Below are 15,697 nucleotides of genomic sequence, written 5' to 3' on the forward strand. Positions count from 1 at the left end.
GGTGGCTACGACGGGATTCGAACCTGTGACCCCATCATTATGAGTGATGTGCTCTAACCAACTGAGCTACGTAGCCATCTTTTTTTCGCGATACCTTATCGGCGTTGCGGGGCGCATTATGCGTATAGAGCCTTGCAGCGTCAACCTCTTTTTCAAGGAAAATTGCTCGAAAGTGACTGTTTGGTTAGGTTGCGAACAGCGTGGCGCTATATTCGTCAATTATTGTTTACTTTGTGTTTTTTCCCCACCCTACAGCCATTCTTTTGTCATACAGGATGAAATTCGGAATTTAACAATAGTGGTGGGAAATTAATCTATGAAATACTGGCCTACAGTAATGAGTTGTCAAACAGTGATGTGGCAAACCCGGAACATTTCCTTACTGCATATCAGAATCAACAAGCACCTCAATAACTGAAACAGCCCCGGATTTCACCGGGGCTGTTTCGCATTTCTTACTTATACGCCGACTGGTGAACACCAACCGCGCGACCAGACGGATCGTCCATTTTCTTGAACGCTTCATCCCATTCGATCGCTTTAGCGGAAGAACACGCGACGGAAGGACCGCCCGGCACGCACTCAGCGGCGCTCGGAAGCGGGAATAGTTCTTCAAAGATCTCCCGGTACAGATACGCTTCTTTTGAGGTCGGTGTGTTGTACGGGAAGCGGAAGCGGGCAGTTTCCAGCTGTTGATCAGAAACCTGCTGCGCCGCCACTTCTTTCAGGGTGTCGATCCAACTGTAACCGACGCCATCGGAGAACTGCTCTTTCTGCCGCCAGGCCACGCTTGCGGGCAGGTATGACTCAAAACATTCACGCAGGATGTGTTTTTCCATCTTGCCGTTACCGCACATTTTATCCTGCGGGTTAATGCGCATCGCCACGTCGAGGAATTTCTTGTCGAGGAACGGAACGCGTGCTTCCACGCCCCAGGCTGACATCGCTTTGTTGGCACGCGCGCAGTCATACATATGGAGGGCCAGCAGTTTACGCACCGTCTCTTCATGCAGTTCTTTGGCATTCGGTGCTTTGTGGAAGTAAAGATAACCGCCGAACACTTCATCAGAACCTTCACCGGACAGCACCATTTTAATGCCCATCGCTTTGATCTTACGCGACATTAAATACATCGGTGTTGAAGCGCGAATAGTGGTCACATCATAGGTTTCGATGTGGTAAATCACGTCGCGGATGGCGTCCAGACCTTCCTGTACAGTGAAGTGAATTTCATGATGCACAGTGCCCAGATGGTTTGCCACTTCCTGGGCTGCTTTCAGATCCGGTGAACCCGGCAGACCTACAGCAAAGGAGTGTAACTGCGGCCACCAGGCTTCAGAGCGTTCCTGATCTTCCACGCGACGGGCTGCGTATTTCTTGGTGATAGCGGAAATAATTGAGGAATCCAGACCACCAGAAAGCAGCACACCGTAAGGCACATCAGACATCAGATGGCTTTTAACGGAATCTTCCAGAGCCTGACGCAGCTCGTTTTTGTCGGTGACATTATCTTTCACCGCATCGTAGTCGAACCAGTCGCGATGATAATAAGAACGGATTTCGCCGTCCTGACTCCACAAATAGCTCCCCGCCGGGAACTCTTTAATCGTGCGGCATACCGGCACGAGGGCTTTCATTTCTGAGGCCACATACAGCTGACCATGTTCGTCATAGCCCATATACAGTGGGATGATCCCCAGATGGTCGCGACCAATCAGGTAGGCATCTTTTTCGCTGTCGTACAGGGCAAAGGCAAACATGCCCTGCAAGTCGTCGAGAAATTCCGGCCCTTTTTCCTGATACAGCGCGAGGATCACTTCACAGTCAGACCCTGTCTGGAACTGATAACGATCGCCGTATTCAGCGCGCAATGCCTGGTGATTGTAGATTTCACCGTTTACCGCCAGTACGTGGGTTTTTTGTTGGTTGTAGAGAGGTTGCGCCCCCGCGTTAACGTCAACAATTGACAGACGTTCGTGGGCGAGAATGGCGTTATCACTGGCATAAATACCGGACCAGTCCGGGCCACGATGACGCATCAGGCGTGACAGCTCGAGTGCTTTCTTACGCAGCTCAACTGCGTCTGTTTTGATATCGAATACGCCAAAAATTGAACACATAACCTTCTCCGTTAACCTGGTATTTGTTGCTTGTTGTGTTTGCTTGTTTAAAAAAATGCCGCAAAGCAGCACTGTGCGCAAGCGATTTGGCGGTGAAAAAATAAAAAACGTAATGGTGATTGCTGATTTGTGAAAAAGGGGAGGGTGCGGTGATGTATTTATTGATGGATCGATAATTTTTGGCGAGTTTTATTGAATGGTATGATTTTAATGATGGGTAAAAATAAGAAACCACGTCCTGAGACGTGGTTGCTATTCAGATAACGTCGATTTCAGCGACCGATGGGTAAATCCAGCTGGGGCGGAACGGCATACTGTCGATATCGTCGAGCGATGAAACACCAGAAAGCACCAGAATCGTCTCCAGACCGGCCTGGAAGCCGGCCAGAATATCGGTACGCAGGTTATCGCCGACAATCACCGTTTCTTCCGAATGTGCCTGCATTTTGTTTAATGCCGCGCGGATAATCCACGGACTCGGCTTACCAACATAGAACGGTTTGCGCCCGGAGATTTTCTCAATCCCTGCACACAACGCGCCACAGGCCGGATAAAAACCGCGCCCGTGAGTATCCGGGTTGGTGGCGATAAAGCGTGCACCGTTAGCGACGAAATAGGCCGCTTTATGCATCATGTCCCAGTTGTAGGAACGCGTTTCGCCAACAATCACGAAATCAGGGTTCACATCGGTAATAGTGAAACCGGCTTTGTACAGTTCATGAATCAGTGCGCCTTCGCCCACCACATACGCTTTCTTGCCTTCCTGGCGACGCAGGAAATCGGCGGTCGCCATCGCAGAGGTATAAAACACGCTGTCAGGTACATCGACACCGGCAGTGGCAAAGCGGTTCGCCAGATCTTGCCCGGTCTGCGAAGGATAGTTGGTCAGCAACACCAGCGGCAGGCCTTTATCCATAATCCCGTGCAAAAATTCCGCTGCACCCGGTACGGCGACGTTATCGTGCATCAGCACGCCGTCGATATCGCAAATTACATTTTTAATGGTCATGGACTACCCAGAATATTGACAACAATAAGCGCCACTATAAAAGCACATTAATTTTCCAGCAAATGCTGGAGCAAAATACCGTTGAGCATGGCGCGTTTTACCAGCGCAAAAGCGCCGATTGCCGAGCGGTGATCCAGCTCAGAACGTACCACCGGCAGATTAGTACGAAACGCCTTCAGCGCCTGAGTATTAATGCAGCTTTCAATAGCAGGGAGCAGCACTTTATCGGCTTCCGTGATTTCTCCGGCAATAACAATTTTTTGCGGGTTAAACAGGTTGATGGCAATGGCGATGGTTTTGCCCAGATGACGACCGACATACTCAATCACTTCCGAGGCCAGGCTATCGCCTTTGTTCGCGGCTTTGCAGATAGTTTTGATGGTGCAGTCGTCCAGCGGCACGCGGCTCTGGTAGCCCTGCTTTAACAGATTCAACACCCGTTGTTCAATAGCGGCGTTGGCAGCGATAGTTTCCAGGCAGCCAAAGTTGCCGCAGTGGCAGCGTTCACCCAGCGGTTCGACCTGAATATGGCCAATTTCACCGACGTTACCGTTGCGGCCAATAAAAATGCGCCCGTTAGAGATAATCCCGGCCCCGGTTCCGCGATGGACACGCACCAGAATGGAGTCTTCGCAATCCTGACTTGCACCGAAGTAGTGCTCCGCCAGCGCCAGACTACGGATATCGTGACCAACGAAACAGGTCACTTTAAAACGCTCTTCCAGTGCTTCTACCAGCCCCCAGTTTTCTACCTGAATATGCGGCATGTAATGAATTTTGCCGCTGTCCGGGTCAACAAGCCCTGGCAGGATAACGGAAATGGCGATCAGCTCGCGCAGTTTGCGCTGGTAGCTATCAATAAACTGAGCAATGGCATTCAGCAGGGCATGTTCCAGCGTCTGCTGGGTACGTTCCGGCAGCGGGTAATGTTCTTCTGCCAGCACTTTGCTGCTGAGATCAAACAGAGTGATGGTGGCGTCATGACGACCAAGCCGTACGCCGATTGCGTGGAAATTGCGGGTTTCGGTGACGATGGAGATAGCGCGGCGGCCCCCGGTGGAGGCCTGCTGATCAACTTCTTTGATCAGCCCGCGTTCGATAAGCTGACGCGTAATTTTGGTTACACTGGCGGGGGCAAGCTGGCTTTGCTCGGCAATCTGAATCCGCGAGATTGGCCCGTACTGGTCAATCAGGCGATAAACCGCCGCGCTGTTAAGCTGTTTTACGAGATCAACATTACCTATCTGAGCTTGTCCGCCTGGTGTCATACTTTCTCTTATTGAGTTACGACCTCGTTACCGTTAACGATGGTCTTGGTGATTTTAAAATCAGGTGTGAATGCGGTCAGGTTGGCTACTTTACCTGCGGCGAGTGTGCCGAGACGTTTCTCAACGCCAATCGCACGCGCCGGATAGAGCGTCGCCATACGCAGCACTTCATCCAGTGCGATACCGCAATGTTCGACCAGATTACGCACGCCTTCAATCATGGTTAAGGATGAACCGCTTAACGTACCGTTCTCATCCACACAAAGTCCGTTACGGTAGTATATTGTTTTACCCGCAAAAATGAACTGTTCAATGTTGGCACCTGCTGGCGCGGTGGCGTCGGTAACCAGACACAGTTTGTCGCCTTTAAGGCGTTTAGCGTTACGAATGTTGGCGTAATTAACATGCAGGCCATCAGCGATAATACCGCAATAAATGTCAGCTTCGTCGAGGATCGCGCCCGCCAGGCCCGGTTCACGACCGGTAATATACGGCATCGCGTTGTACAGATGGGTGGCAAAGGTAATCCCCGCGCGGAAACCGGCTTTCGCTTCTTTCAACGTCGCGTTGGAGTGACCGGCAGAAACCACAATCCCGGCATTTGCCAGTTTGCTGATGACTTCCGCAGGAACCATTTCCGGTGCCAGGGTCACTTTGGTAATGACGTCGGCGTTTTCACACAGGAAATCGACCAGCGCGGTATCAGGCTTACGCACAAAATTCGGATTATGGGTACCTTTTTTCACCAGATTCAGCCACGGGCCTTCCAGATGCAGACCTAACGCCTGATTCGGATATTTTGCCAGGTACTCGCGCATAACGCGCACGCCCTGTTTCATCAGCTCATCGCTGGTGGTGATAAGCGTCGGCAGATAGTTAGTACAGCCTGATTTCTCATTGGCTTTCTGCATGATTTCCAGCGTTTCCACGCTGACCGCTTCAGCGGTGTCGTTAAACTGTACGCCGCCGCAGCCGTTTAACTGCACATCGATAAAACCGGGGGAGAGAATGGCCCCGTTCAGTGAACGTTGTTCGATCTCTGGCGGCAGTTCCGCTACCGGACAGACGCTTTTAATCAGGCCATCAGCGATAACAACCGCGTGGTCATCAAGAAATTCGTGGCCGGTAAAGATCCGGCCCTGGGTTAATGCATACATTCTGACCCCCGATTTTAAAAAATATTGCCCTGAGCAAGGAGCCAGGGCAGGGATAACAATTACAGACCTTTGATATTTTCTGCTTCTAATTCATTGAAATATCTTAAAGTCTTAACTTTCAGCTCCATGGTGGAAGGTTCATCGCACACCATGATCGCTTTTGGATGCAGTTGCAGACAGCTGATGGTCCACATATGGTTCACGCAACCTTCAACGGCGGCCTGCAGCGCCAGTGCTTTCTGGCTACCCAGCACCAGAATCATCACTTCTTCGGCATCCAGCAGTGTACCAACACCGACAGTCAGGGCATATTTTGGCACCTGATTGACATCGTTATCAAAGAAACGAGAGTTCGCGACGCGAGTGTCATGAGTTAGGGTTTTGATACGAGTACGAGAAGCCAGAGAAGACGCCGGTTCGTTAAATGCAATATGACCGTCGTTACCTACACCGCCCATAAACAGATGAATTTTTCCGTAAGAACGGATTTTTTCTTCATACTGGCGGCACTCGGCGTCGATATCCGGGGCGTTGCCGTTGAGAAGGTTGATATTTTCTGCTGGAATATCAACGTGATCGAAGAAATTACGGTGCATAAAGCTGTAGTAGCTTTCCGGATGCTCTTTCGGCAGACCGACATATTCGTCCATGTTGAAGGTGACAACGTGCTTAAAGCTGACCTGGCCTGCTTTATGCATTTCGACTAACGCTTTATAGGTGGTCATTGGCGTGCCGCCAGTTGGCAGGCCCAGAACAAACGGACGATCAGCAGTCGGTTTGAACGCATTGATACGATTGACGATATGGCGAGCAGCCCATTTGCCGACCTGTTCAGCGGTAGTCAGGGGGATCAGTCTCATTATTCACCTCAATAAGTAAAATGTAAGCCGTTGGCGGATTAGGCATCTTTAAGCGTAACCTGGATTTGCGCAGACAGGCGTCAATCCGACCTGATTTTTTGAATGATAAAATAAGTTTTCTGGTTTAGCCAGTAAAAGGGAGTGATGATAACGATATTTGGTGACAAAACTCACAAAAGACACGCGTTTAATTTGCGATACGAATTAAATTTTCACACACTCTGTAGCAGATGATCTAACAATCTGATTACAGAACATCGGCAGTACAATTTGCAGCAAAATAAAAATACGGCTTTAAACGAGCCAAATAGGGTTCTCGTAGGGGGAATAAGATGAATATTTTAGGTTTTTTCCAGCGACTCGGTAGGGCGTTACAGCTCCCTATCGCGGTGCTGCCGGTGGCGGCACTGTTGCTGCGATTCGGTCAGCCAGATTTACTTAACGTTGCGTTTATTGCCCAGGCGGGCGGTGCGATTTTTGATAACCTCGCATTAATCTTCGCCATCGGTGTGGCATCCAGCTGGTCGAAAGACAGCGCAGGTGCGGCGGCGCTGGCGGGTGCGGTAGGTTACTTTGTGTTAACCAAAGCGATGGTGACCATCAACCCAGAAATTAACATGGGTGTACTGGCGGGTATCATTACCGGTCTGGTTGGTGGCGCAGCCTATAACCGTTGGTCCGATATTAAACTGCCGGACTTCCTGAGCTTCTTCGGCGGCAAACGCTTTGTGCCGATCGCCACCGGCTTCTTCTGTCTGGTGCTGGCGGCCATTTTTGGTTACGTCTGGCCGCCGGTACAGCACGCTATCCATGCAGGCGGCGAGTGGATCGTTTCTGCGGGCGCGCTGGGTTCCGGTATCTTTGGTTTCATCAACCGTCTGCTGATCCCAACCGGTCTGCATCAGGTGCTGAACACCATCGCCTGGTTCCAGATTGGTGAATTCACCAACGCGGCGGGTACGGTTTTCCACGGCGACATCAACCGTTTCTACGCTGGTGACGGCACCGCGGGGATGTTCATGTCCGGCTTCTTCCCGATCATGATGTTCGGTCTGCCGGGTGCGGCGCTGGCGATGTACTTCGCAGCACCGAAAGAGCGTCGTCCGATGGTTGGCGGGATGCTGCTTTCTGTTGCTGTTACTGCGTTCCTGACCGGTGTGACTGAGCCGCTGGAATTCCTGTTCATGTTCCTTGCTCCGCTGCTGTACCTCCTGCACGCACTGCTGACCGGTATCAGCCTGTTTGTGGCAACGCTGCTGGGTATCCATGCTGGCTTCTCTTTCTCTGCGGGGGCTATCGACTACGCGTTGATGTATAACCTGCCGGCCGCCAGCCAGAACGTCTGGATGCTGCTGGTTATGGGGGTTGTCTTCTTCGCTATCTACTTCGTGGTGTTCAGTTTGGTTATCCGCATGTTCAACCTGAAAACGCCGGGTCGTGAAGATAAAGAAGACGAGATCGTTACTGAAGAAGCCAACAGCAACACTGAAGAAGGCCTCAATCAACTGGCGACCAACTATATTGCTGCGGTTGGCGGCACTGACAACCTGAAAGCAATTGACGCCTGTATCACCCGTCTGCGCCTTACAGTGGCTGACTCTGCCCGCGTTAACGATACGATGTGTAAACGTCTGGGTGCTTCTGGTGTAGTAAAACTGAACAAACAGACTATTCAGGTGATTGTTGGCGCGAAAGCAGAATCCATCGGCGATGCGATGAAGAAAGTCGTTGCCCGTGGCCCGGTAGCAGCTGCCTCTGCTGAAGCAACTCCGGCAACTACCGCTCCTGTAGCAAAACCGCAGGCTGTACCAAACGCGGTATCTATCGCGGAGCTGGTATCGCCGATTACCGGTGATGTCGTGGCACTGGATCAGGTTCCTGACGAAGCATTCGCCAGCAAAGCGGTGGGTGACGGTGTGGCGGTGAAACCGACAGATAAAATCGTCGTATCACCAGCCGCAGGGACAATCGTGAAAATCTTCAACACCAACCACGCGTTCTGTCTGGAAACCGATAAAGGCGCGGAGATCGTCGTCCATATGGGTATCGACACCGTAGCGCTGGAAGGTAAAGGCTTTAAACGTCTGGTGGAAGAGGGCGCGCAGGTAAGCGCAGGACAACCGATTCTGGAAATGGATCTGGATTACCTGAACGCTAACGCCCGTTCGATGATTAGCCCGGTGGTTTGCAGCAATATCGACGATTTCAGCGGCCTTATCATTAAAGCTCAGGGGCATGTTGTGGCGGGTCAAACGCCGCTGTATGAAATCAAAAAGTAATCTGCTTTATGCCTGATGCGACGCTTGACGCGTCTTATCAGGCCTACAAAAGCTCAGTCCAGGTTGGATAAGACGCTTAAGCGTCGCATCCAACAATGACGCAGGACTGGCAAAAGCGGTGGAGATCTTCTCTGCCGCTTTTTTTTTCATCAATCATCCCCATAATCCTTGTTAGATTATCAATTTTAAAAAACTAACAGTTGTCAGCCTGTCCCGCTTATAAGATCATACGCCGTTATACGTTGTTTACGCTTTGAGGAATCCACGATGAGTGAGGCAGAAGCCCGCCCGACTAACTTTATTCGTCAGATCATCGATGAAGATCTGGCCAGTGGTAAGCACACCACAGTACACACCCGTTTTCCGCCGGAGCCGAATGGCTATCTGCATATCGGTCATGCGAAATCTATCTGCCTGAACTTCGGGATCGCCCAGGACTATAAAGGCCAGTGCAACCTGCGTTTCGACGACACTAACCCGGTAAAAGAAGATATCGAGTATGTCGATTCGATCAAAAACGACGTAGAGTGGTTAGGTTTTCACTGGTCTGGTAACGTCCGTTACTCCTCCGATTATTTTGATCAGCTCCACGCCTATGCGATCGAACTGATCAATAAAGGCCTGGCGTACGTTGATGAACTGACGCCGGAACAGATCCGCGAATACCGCGGCACCCTGACGCAGCCGGGTAAAAACAGCCCGTACCGCGACCGTAGCGTTGAAGAGAACCTGGCGCTGTTCGAGAAAATGCGTACCGGCGGTTTTGAAGAAGGTAAAGCCTGCCTGCGTGCGAAAATCGACATGGCTTCACCGTTTATCGTGATGCGCGATCCGGTGCTGTACCGCATTAAATTTGCTGAACACCACCAGACTGGCAACAAGTGGTGCATCTACCCGATGTACGACTTCACCCACTGCATCAGCGATGCCCTGGAAGGTATTACGCACTCTCTGTGTACGCTTGAGTTCCAGGATAACCGTCGTCTGTACGACTGGGTACTGGACAACATCACCATTCCTGTTCACCCGCGCCAATACGAATTCTCGCGCCTGAATCTGGAATACACTGTGATGTCCAAGCGTAAGCTGAACCTGCTGGTGACCGATAAGCACGTTGAAGGCTGGGATGACCCGCGTATGCCGACCATTTCCGGTCTGCGTCGTCGTGGTTACACTGCGGCTTCTATTCGTGAGTTCTGCAAACGCATCGGCGTGACCAAGCAGGACAACACCATTGAGATGGCGTCGCTGGAATCCTGCATCCGTGAAGATCTCAACGAAAACGCCCCGCGCGCAATGGCGGTTATCGATCCGGTGAAACTGGTTATCGAAAACTATCAGGGCGAAGGCGAAATGGTTACCATGCCGAACCATCCGAACAAACCGGAAATGGGGAGCCGTCAGGTGCCGTTTAGCGGTGAGATTTGGATCGATCGCGCCGATTTCCGCGAAGAAGCTAACAAGCAGTACAAACGTCTGGTGCTCGGTAAAGAAGTGCGTCTGCGTAATGCTTATGTGATTAAGGCAGAACGCGTCGAGAAAGATGCCGAAGGTAATATCACCACCATCTTCTGTACTTATGACGCCGACACCTTAAGCAAAGATCCGGCAGATGGTCGTAAAGTCAAAGGTGTTATTCACTGGGTGAGCGCGGCACATGCGCTGCCGGTTGAAATCCGTTTGTATGATCGTCTGTTCAGCGTGCCTAACCCAGGTGCTGCGGATGATTTCCTGTCGGTGATTAACCCGGAATCGCTGGTGATCAAACAGGGCTTTGCTGAACCGTCGCTGAAAGATGCGGTAGCGGGTAAAGCATTCCAGTTTGAGCGTGAAGGTTACTTCTGCCTCGACAGCCGCCATTCCACTGCCGAAAAACCGGTATTTAACCGCACCGTTGGGCTGCGTGATACCTGGGCGAAAGTTGGCGAGTAATTTTAAGTTTTACCTGGCCGGGTGAAGCGTTTACGTCGCATCCGGCAAGGAACAGACAAACAGTTTCAAACGCTAAATTGCCTGATGCGCTACGCTTATCAGGCCTACATGATCTCTGCAATATATTGAGTTTGCGTGCTTTTGTAGGCCGGATAAGGCGTTCACGCCGCATCCGGCAAGAAACATGCAAACAATCCCAAACGCCGCGGTCTGCGGCGTTTTTTCTGCTTTTCTTCGCGAATTAATTCCGCTTCGCAATTTATCCATAAAATAAATTTAAAATAACAAAACATAATTAAATAAAATATAACCGCTTTCATCTTGCTGGAAATTCACGCTTTTATTCTTCTGCAAGCCTTTCAACCGCAAACTTAAGCCTTGTAACAAAAATCATCAAAATATGTGCGGTTGCTCATGTTCTTACATTCTGGTTACAGAAAGAGATTGATAATTCGCGTCGCGAAAAATAGTCTGTTCCTGTAGTCAGCGAGACTTTTCTCAACGCTACTTTTTTAATTTTTATTTTTTTTCGCTGTTCACCTTTGGTGCAGCAATTTATACGTCAAAGAGGATTAACCCATGCGTACGTTTAGTGGCAAACGTAGTACGCTGGCGCTGGCTATCGCCGGTGTTACAGCAATGTCGGGCTTTATGGCAATGCCGGAGGCTCGCGCCGAAGGATTCATCGACGATTCAACCTTAACCGGCGGTATATATTACTGGCAGCGTGAACGCGACCGTAAAGATGTTACCGACGGCGACAAATACAAAACCAACCTTTCTCACTCCACCTGGAATGCCAACCTCGATTTTCAGTCCGGTTATGCTGCTGATATGTTCGGCCTTGATATTGCTGCGTTTACGGCGATTGAAATGGCGGAAAACGGCGACAGCTCTCACCCGAACGAAATCGCGTTTTCAAAAAGTAATAAAGCCTATGACGAAGACTGGTCCGGCGACAAAAGCGGTATAAGCCTGTATAAAGCTGCGGCCAAATTTAAATACGGTCCGGTTTGGGCGAGGGCAGGTTATATTCAGCCAACCGGTCAGACGCTGTTAGCGCCTCACTGGAGCTTTATGCCGGGTACTTATCAGGGTGCGGAAGCCGGAGCGAATTTTGATTACGGCGATGCTGGTGCGTTGAGTTTCTCCTACATGTGGACCAACGAATACAAAGCACCGTGGCATCTGGAAATGGATGAGTTTTATCAGAACGATAAAACCACCAAAGTTGATTATCTGCACTCCCTTGGGGCGAAATACGACTTCAAAAATAACTTCATACTGGAAGCGGCATTTGGTCAGGCGGAAGGGTATATCGATCAATATTTTGCCAAAGCCAGCTACAAATTTGATATCGCCGGTAGCCCGTTAACCACCAGCTACCAGTTCTACGGTACGCGCGATAAAGTTGACGATCGCAGCGTCAACGATCTTTATGACGGCACCGCCTGGCTGCAAGCGTTGACCTTTGGTTACCGGGCGGCTGACGTAGTGGATTTGCGCCTCGAAGGCACCTGGGTTAAGGCTGAAGGTCAGCAGGGATACTTCCTGCAACGTATGACTCCAACCTACGCTTCCTCCAACGGCCGCCTGGATATCTGGTGGGATAACCGTTCCGACTTCAACGCTAACGGCGAAAAAGCGGTCTTCTTCGGTGCGATGTATGACCTGAAAAACTGGAATCTTCCAGGCTTCGCCATCGGCGCTTCCTACGTTTACGCATGGGATGCAAAACCTGCGACCTGGCAGAGCAATCCGGATGCGTACTACGACAAGAACCGGACTATTGAAGAATCTGCATACAGCCTGGATGCGGTCTACACCATTCAGGATGGCCGCGCCAAGGGCACGATGTTCAAATTGCACTTCACCGAATACGACAACCACTCCGACATCCCAAGCTGGGGCGGTGGTTACGGCAACATCTTCCAGGATGAGCGTGACGTGAAATTTATGGTAATCGCACCATTCACCATCTTCTGATGCCCGACGCGGCAGGTTTTGTGCCTGCCGCACATTTGAGGAATTTGCTATGAAAAAACTGATTCTCATCGCCATGATGGCATCGGGGCTGGTGGCTTGTGCGCAATCAACCGCGCCACAGGAAGACAGCCGTCTGAAAGAGGCATACAGCGCCTGTATCAACACCGCACAAGGTTCGCCAGAAAAAATTGAAGCCTGCCAGAGCGTGTTAAACGTGCTGAAGAAAGAGAAACAACATCAGCAGTTTGCCGACCAGGAAAGTGTACGCGTACTGGATTATCAGCAGTGTCTGCGTGCAACGCAAACCGGAAATGATCAGGCGGTGAAAGCCGATTGTGATAAGGTCTGGCAGGAAATTCGCAGTAATAACAAATAAGTGAGAGCTGTAACTCTCGCTTTTCTTATTTCCCTTGCATAAAAAAGCCAACCTACAGGTTGGCTTTTCTCGTTCAGACTGGCTTATTTGCCTTCGTGCGCGTGCTCATCTTCGCGGCAATCGCCTTCGGCACAGTGACCGTAAAGATAGAGACTGTGGTTAGTCAGGCGAATGCCATGTTTTGCGGCAATTTCACGCTGACGCGCTTCGATGGAATCATCACTAAATTCGATAACCTTGCCGCAGTCGAGGCAGATCAGGTGATCGTGGTGATGTTGCTGTGTCAGTTCAAATACGGATTTACCGCCTTCAAAATTGTGGCGGGTGACGATACCAGCGTCGTCAAACTGGTTCAGTACGCGATATACCGTAGCCAGACCAATTTCTTCACCCATATCGATCAGACGTTTGTATAAATCTTCCGCACTGACGTGATGGTTGTCCGGCTCCTGAAGGACTTCCAGGATTTTTAAACGAGGAAGCGTTACTTTCAGGCCAGCTTTCTTTAGGGCGGTATTGTTATCAGTCATGCGGAATCTGTCCTGTTACTAAGCGGTTCACTTCATTAGAAGAAGTGACAGAATTTGCTCTTGAGATAATGCGTATCATTATAGAATTGCCACGCCTAAATGAAAACCACAAGTCCCTGGCAAATATTGTTAATAAAAACGTGGCACAGCTTACATTTACAACGGCAAGGCCACTTGAACACCGGGACATTGTACAGGTACAACAGCAAAAGTTACAAATTTGTAGCAATTATTTTGATTGGCATTATCTATTAATACGGCGTAGACATGAGTCTACGCCGCATCACATCAGGCATTGAGAATTTCGTCGAGATGCAACTCTTCAGAAATCTGTTTAACCCATTTTTCTACACGTTCAGCGGTCAGTTCCGGCTGACGGTCTTCGTCGATAGCCAGACCGACAAAGTGGTCGTCATCTGCCAGACCTTTTGATGCTTCGAAATGATAGCCCGCAGTTGGCCAGTGACCAACGATGGTTGCACCGCGCGGTTCAATGATGTCGCGGATGGTGCCCAATGCGTCGCAGAAATATTCGGCGTAATCTTCCTGGTCACCACAACCAAACAGCGCAACCAGTTTGCCATTGAAATCAATCTCTTCGAGAGTCGGGAAGAAGTCATCCCAGTCACACTGCGCTTCGCCGTAATACCAGGTTGGGATGCCCAGCAGCAGAATGTCATAAGCTTCCAGATCTTCTTTGCTGCTTTTTGCAATGTCATGGACATCGGCAACGTCTTTACCAAGCTGTTTTTGAATCATTTTTGCGATATTTTCGGTATTACCGGTGTCGCTGCCGAAAAAGATGCCAGTGATAGCCATGAGTGAAATAACCTCTTGAAACTTATTGAAATGGGGGTGGAAAATTGCCCACGGATAAAGGCAATCATAGCAGAACAGGCAGTCTTGCGGAATCAGCAAACGAGCAGGACTGCACACTGTGCTACATGAAAGTGGAAATTTAAACGATGCCCTGACTACGCAGCGCCGCCAGTTGCTGCATTAACATCTCTTCGATCAGTTCGCTACGGCTCATATTGCGCGATTCCGCCAGCTCGTTCAGCGCCTCGACAGCTTCCGCGTTCAGCTTCAGTTCGACACGCTTAAGGCCACGTACTTTGTCGCGTTTTAGTTGGTTGCGTTTATTAATACGCAGCTGTTCATCGCGCGAAAGCGGATTAGTTTTCGGTCGTCCCGGTCGACGCTCGTGCGCGAACAGATCTAATGTCGTACGGTCCGTTTGTTCTTTGGCCATGATCTTGGTGACTTCGGGGGAAACAATCAGCCAGGCCTCTGCCCGGATGGATAGCGCGCCATAATACATCAGCGCGATGAGTCACGCCAACGCCCACGCGCGGAAAGCGACGCGGACGCTGGGTTTTTAATCAGTTGCGTTAATCATTGAGATAGCGACGGATAGCGCGTAATACCGCATCCGGTTTTTCAGCATGGACCCAGTGACCCGCGCCTGCAATCACATGCGCCCGTGCCTGTGGAAATTGTGCCAGTAAATCATCACGGTACTGCTCGCTAACATACGGAGAATTACCACCAGGGATAAACAGGGCAGGGTGATCCCATGCCGGGATTTTCTCCCAACCCACAATATGCGGATACTGATCCCACAATACCGGCACGTTAAAGCGCCACTCCCCGTCAACAAAAGATTTCAACAGAAACTGAATCACCCCTTCTTCATTAAGATGCTGGCGCATTATTGCTGCTGCTTGCTGGCGAGTTTGTGCGTCCGATTCACTGACCGCGTTGATAGCCGCGAAAATCTCATCATGACGGCGTACGTGATAGTCGACCGGTGCGATATCGATCGCCACCAGTTTATCGATGCGATCGGGGGCCAGTGCAGTAAGTGCCATTACCGCTTTACCGCCCATGGAGTGACCGATAAATGTTGCTTTGTCGATCTGCAGTGCATCCAGGGTATCAACAAGATCCTGCGCCATCGTCGGGTAATTCATTACCGGATCTCTCGGTGAAAGACCGTGGTTACGCATATCAACCTGGATGATATTGTGATCGTTTACCAGATCGCGAGCCAGTACGCCAAGGTTGTCGAGGCTGCCAAACAGACCATGGACAAGAACGATGGGAGAATTATTGTGCTGGTTTTGTGCAGTTTGCGCGCGGATATTCAATTTCATGGCAAAGTTCTTTTTTTCGCGTTG

At 50.4% G+C, this 15,697-nt stretch carries 14 protein-coding genes and 1 tRNA gene; 4 read left to right on the plus strand and 11 right to left on the minus strand.

Translation table 11 applies throughout. From position 1 onward, the window contains the following. Positions 1 to 2: 2 nt before the first annotated feature. The 6 genes from OQV04_RS16180 to nagB form a co-directional block, all read right to left on the minus strand. Positions 3 to 76: transfer RNA gene (locus tag OQV04_RS16180), tRNA-Met, on the minus strand. Positions 77 to 455: 379 nt separating this feature from the next. After that, positions 456 to 2,120 (minus strand): asparagine synthase B, encoded by a 1,665-nt coding sequence (asnB, locus tag OQV04_RS16185; protein ID WP_000337081.1) that lies wholly within the window; start codon positions 2,118 to 2,120, stop codon positions 456 to 458. 256 nt (positions 2,121 to 2,376) lie between these two features. Next, positions 2,377 to 3,129: a ribonucleotide monophosphatase NagD gene (gene nagD / locus OQV04_RS16190; RefSeq protein WP_000153129.1), complete on the minus strand. Its 753-nt coding sequence runs from the start codon at positions 3,127 to 3,129 to the stop codon at positions 2,377 to 2,379. Positions 3,130 to 3,176: 47 nt separating this feature from the next. After that, positions 3,177 to 4,397, minus strand: coding sequence for a DNA-binding transcriptional regulator NagC (nagC, locus tag OQV04_RS16195; RefSeq protein ID WP_000187594.1), 1,221 nt, complete (start codon positions 4,395 to 4,397; stop codon positions 3,177 to 3,179). A gap of 8 nt (positions 4,398 to 4,405) precedes the next feature. Further along, positions 4,406 to 5,554: an N-acetylglucosamine-6-phosphate deacetylase gene (nagA, locus tag OQV04_RS16200; protein WP_274446534.1), complete on the minus strand. Its 1,149-nt coding sequence runs from the start codon at positions 5,552 to 5,554 to the stop codon at positions 4,406 to 4,408. Between the two features lie 59 nt (positions 5,555 to 5,613). After that, a complete protein-coding gene (nagB, locus tag OQV04_RS16205) occupies positions 5,614 to 6,414 on the minus strand; it encodes a glucosamine-6-phosphate deaminase (protein WP_001237072.1) in 801 nt (266 codons plus the stop codon). A gap of 332 nt (positions 6,415 to 6,746) precedes the next feature. Here nagB and nagE point away from each other — a divergent pair, with 332 nt between their 5' ends. The 4 genes from nagE (at position 6,747) to chiQ (ending at position 12,987) form a co-directional block, all read left to right on the plus strand. After that, on the plus strand, positions 6,747 to 8,693 hold the full coding sequence (nagE, locus tag OQV04_RS16210; protein WP_032280505.1) for a PTS N-acetyl glucosamine transporter subunit IIABC: 1,947 nt from the start codon (positions 6,747 to 6,749) through the stop codon (positions 8,691 to 8,693). 267 nt (positions 8,694 to 8,960) lie between these two features. Then, positions 8,961 to 10,625 (plus strand): glutamine--tRNA ligase, encoded by a 1,665-nt coding sequence (gene glnS, locus OQV04_RS16215; RefSeq protein ID WP_001287134.1) that lies wholly within the window; start codon positions 8,961 to 8,963, stop codon positions 10,623 to 10,625. A gap of 579 nt (positions 10,626 to 11,204) precedes the next feature. After that, positions 11,205 to 12,611: a chitoporin ChiP gene (gene chiP, locus OQV04_RS16220; RefSeq protein ID WP_032280506.1), complete on the plus strand. Its 1,407-nt coding sequence runs from the start codon at positions 11,205 to 11,207 to the stop codon at positions 12,609 to 12,611. Between the two features lie 49 nt (positions 12,612 to 12,660). Further along, positions 12,661 to 12,987 carry a ChiQ/YbfN family lipoprotein gene (gene chiQ, locus OQV04_RS16225; protein WP_000733592.1) on the plus strand — a complete coding sequence of 109 codons (327 nt, stop codon included), beginning with the start codon at positions 12,661 to 12,663 and terminating at the stop codon, positions 12,985 to 12,987. An 83-nt stretch (positions 12,988 to 13,070) separates the two neighbouring features. On the opposite strand, the gene fur is transcribed toward chiQ, so the two are convergent. The 5 genes from fur to ybfF all read right to left on the minus strand — a co-directional run bounded on the left by fur (position 13,071) and on the right by ybfF (position 15,673). After that, a complete protein-coding gene (gene fur / locus OQV04_RS16230; protein WP_000131702.1) occupies positions 13,071 to 13,517 on the minus strand; it encodes a ferric iron uptake transcriptional regulator in 447 nt (148 codons plus the stop codon). Continuing rightward, on the minus strand, positions 13,510 to 13,596 hold the full coding sequence (gene uof / locus OQV04_RS16235; protein WP_001406816.1) for a fur leader peptide: 87 nt from the start codon (positions 13,594 to 13,596) through the stop codon (positions 13,510 to 13,512). Before uof ends, fur begins: the two co-directional genes overlap by 8 nt. A 209-nt stretch (positions 13,597 to 13,805) precedes the next feature. After that, positions 13,806 to 14,336 carry a flavodoxin FldA gene (gene fldA / locus OQV04_RS16240; protein ID WP_001018618.1) on the minus strand — a complete coding sequence of 177 codons (531 nt, stop codon included), beginning with the start codon at positions 14,334 to 14,336 and terminating at the stop codon, positions 13,806 to 13,808. A gap of 139 nt (positions 14,337 to 14,475) precedes the next feature. Continuing rightward, positions 14,476 to 14,769: a LexA regulated protein gene (gene ybfE, locus OQV04_RS16245; RefSeq protein WP_001300829.1), complete on the minus strand. Its 294-nt coding sequence runs from the start codon at positions 14,767 to 14,769 to the stop codon at positions 14,476 to 14,478. A 139-nt stretch (positions 14,770 to 14,908) separates the two neighbouring features. Next, positions 14,909 to 15,673, minus strand: a complete 765-nt coding sequence (gene ybfF / locus OQV04_RS16250; RefSeq protein ID WP_000773296.1) for an esterase — start codon at positions 15,671 to 15,673, stop codon at positions 14,909 to 14,911. Between the last annotated feature and the right edge of the window lie 24 nt (positions 15,674 to 15,697).

Source organism: Escherichia sp. Lx600-2, from assembly GCF_036662595.1.
GTDB classification, from domain to species: domain Bacteria; phylum Pseudomonadota; class Gammaproteobacteria; order Enterobacterales; family Enterobacteriaceae; genus Escherichia; species Escherichia coli.

Coding starts and splice junctions, on each gene's coding strand:
- asnB (WP_000337081.1), bottom strand. CDS start 2,120: ATGTGTTCAATTTTTGGCGTATTCGATATCAAAACAGACGCAGTTGAG.
- nagD (WP_000153129.1), bottom strand. CDS start 3,129: ATGACCATTAAAAATGTAATTTGCGATATCGACGGCGTGCTGATGCAC.
- nagC (WP_000187594.1), bottom strand. CDS start 4,397: ATGACACCAGGCGGACAAGCTCAGATAGGTAATGTTGATCTCGTAAAA.
- nagA (WP_274446534.1), bottom strand. CDS start 5,554: ATGTATGCATTAACCCAGGGCCGGATCTTTACCGGCCACGAATTTCTT.
- nagB (WP_001237072.1), bottom strand. CDS start 6,414: ATGAGACTGATCCCCCTGACTACCGCTGAACAGGTCGGCAAATGGGCT.
- nagE (WP_032280505.1), top strand. CDS start 6,747: ATGAATATTTTAGGTTTTTTCCAGCGACTCGGTAGGGCGTTACAGCTC.
- glnS (WP_001287134.1), top strand. CDS start 8,961: ATGAGTGAGGCAGAAGCCCGCCCGACTAACTTTATTCGTCAGATCATC.
- chiP (WP_032280506.1), top strand. CDS start 11,205: ATGCGTACGTTTAGTGGCAAACGTAGTACGCTGGCGCTGGCTATCGCC.
- chiQ (WP_000733592.1), top strand. CDS start 12,661: ATGAAAAAACTGATTCTCATCGCCATGATGGCATCGGGGCTGGTGGCT.
- fur (WP_000131702.1), bottom strand. CDS start 13,517: ATGACTGATAACAATACCGCCCTAAAGAAAGCTGGCCTGAAAGTAACG.
- uof (WP_001406816.1), bottom strand. CDS start 13,596: ATGATACGCATTATCTCAAGAGCAAATTCTGTCACTTCTTCTAATGAA.
- fldA (WP_001018618.1), bottom strand. CDS start 14,336: ATGGCTATCACTGGCATCTTTTTCGGCAGCGACACCGGTAATACCGAA.
- ybfE (WP_001300829.1), bottom strand. CDS start 14,769: ATGGCCAAAGAACAAACGGACCGTACGACATTAGATCTGTTCGCGCAC.
- ybfF (WP_000773296.1), bottom strand. CDS start 15,673: ATGAAATTGAATATCCGCGCGCAAACTGCACAAAACCAGCACAATAAT.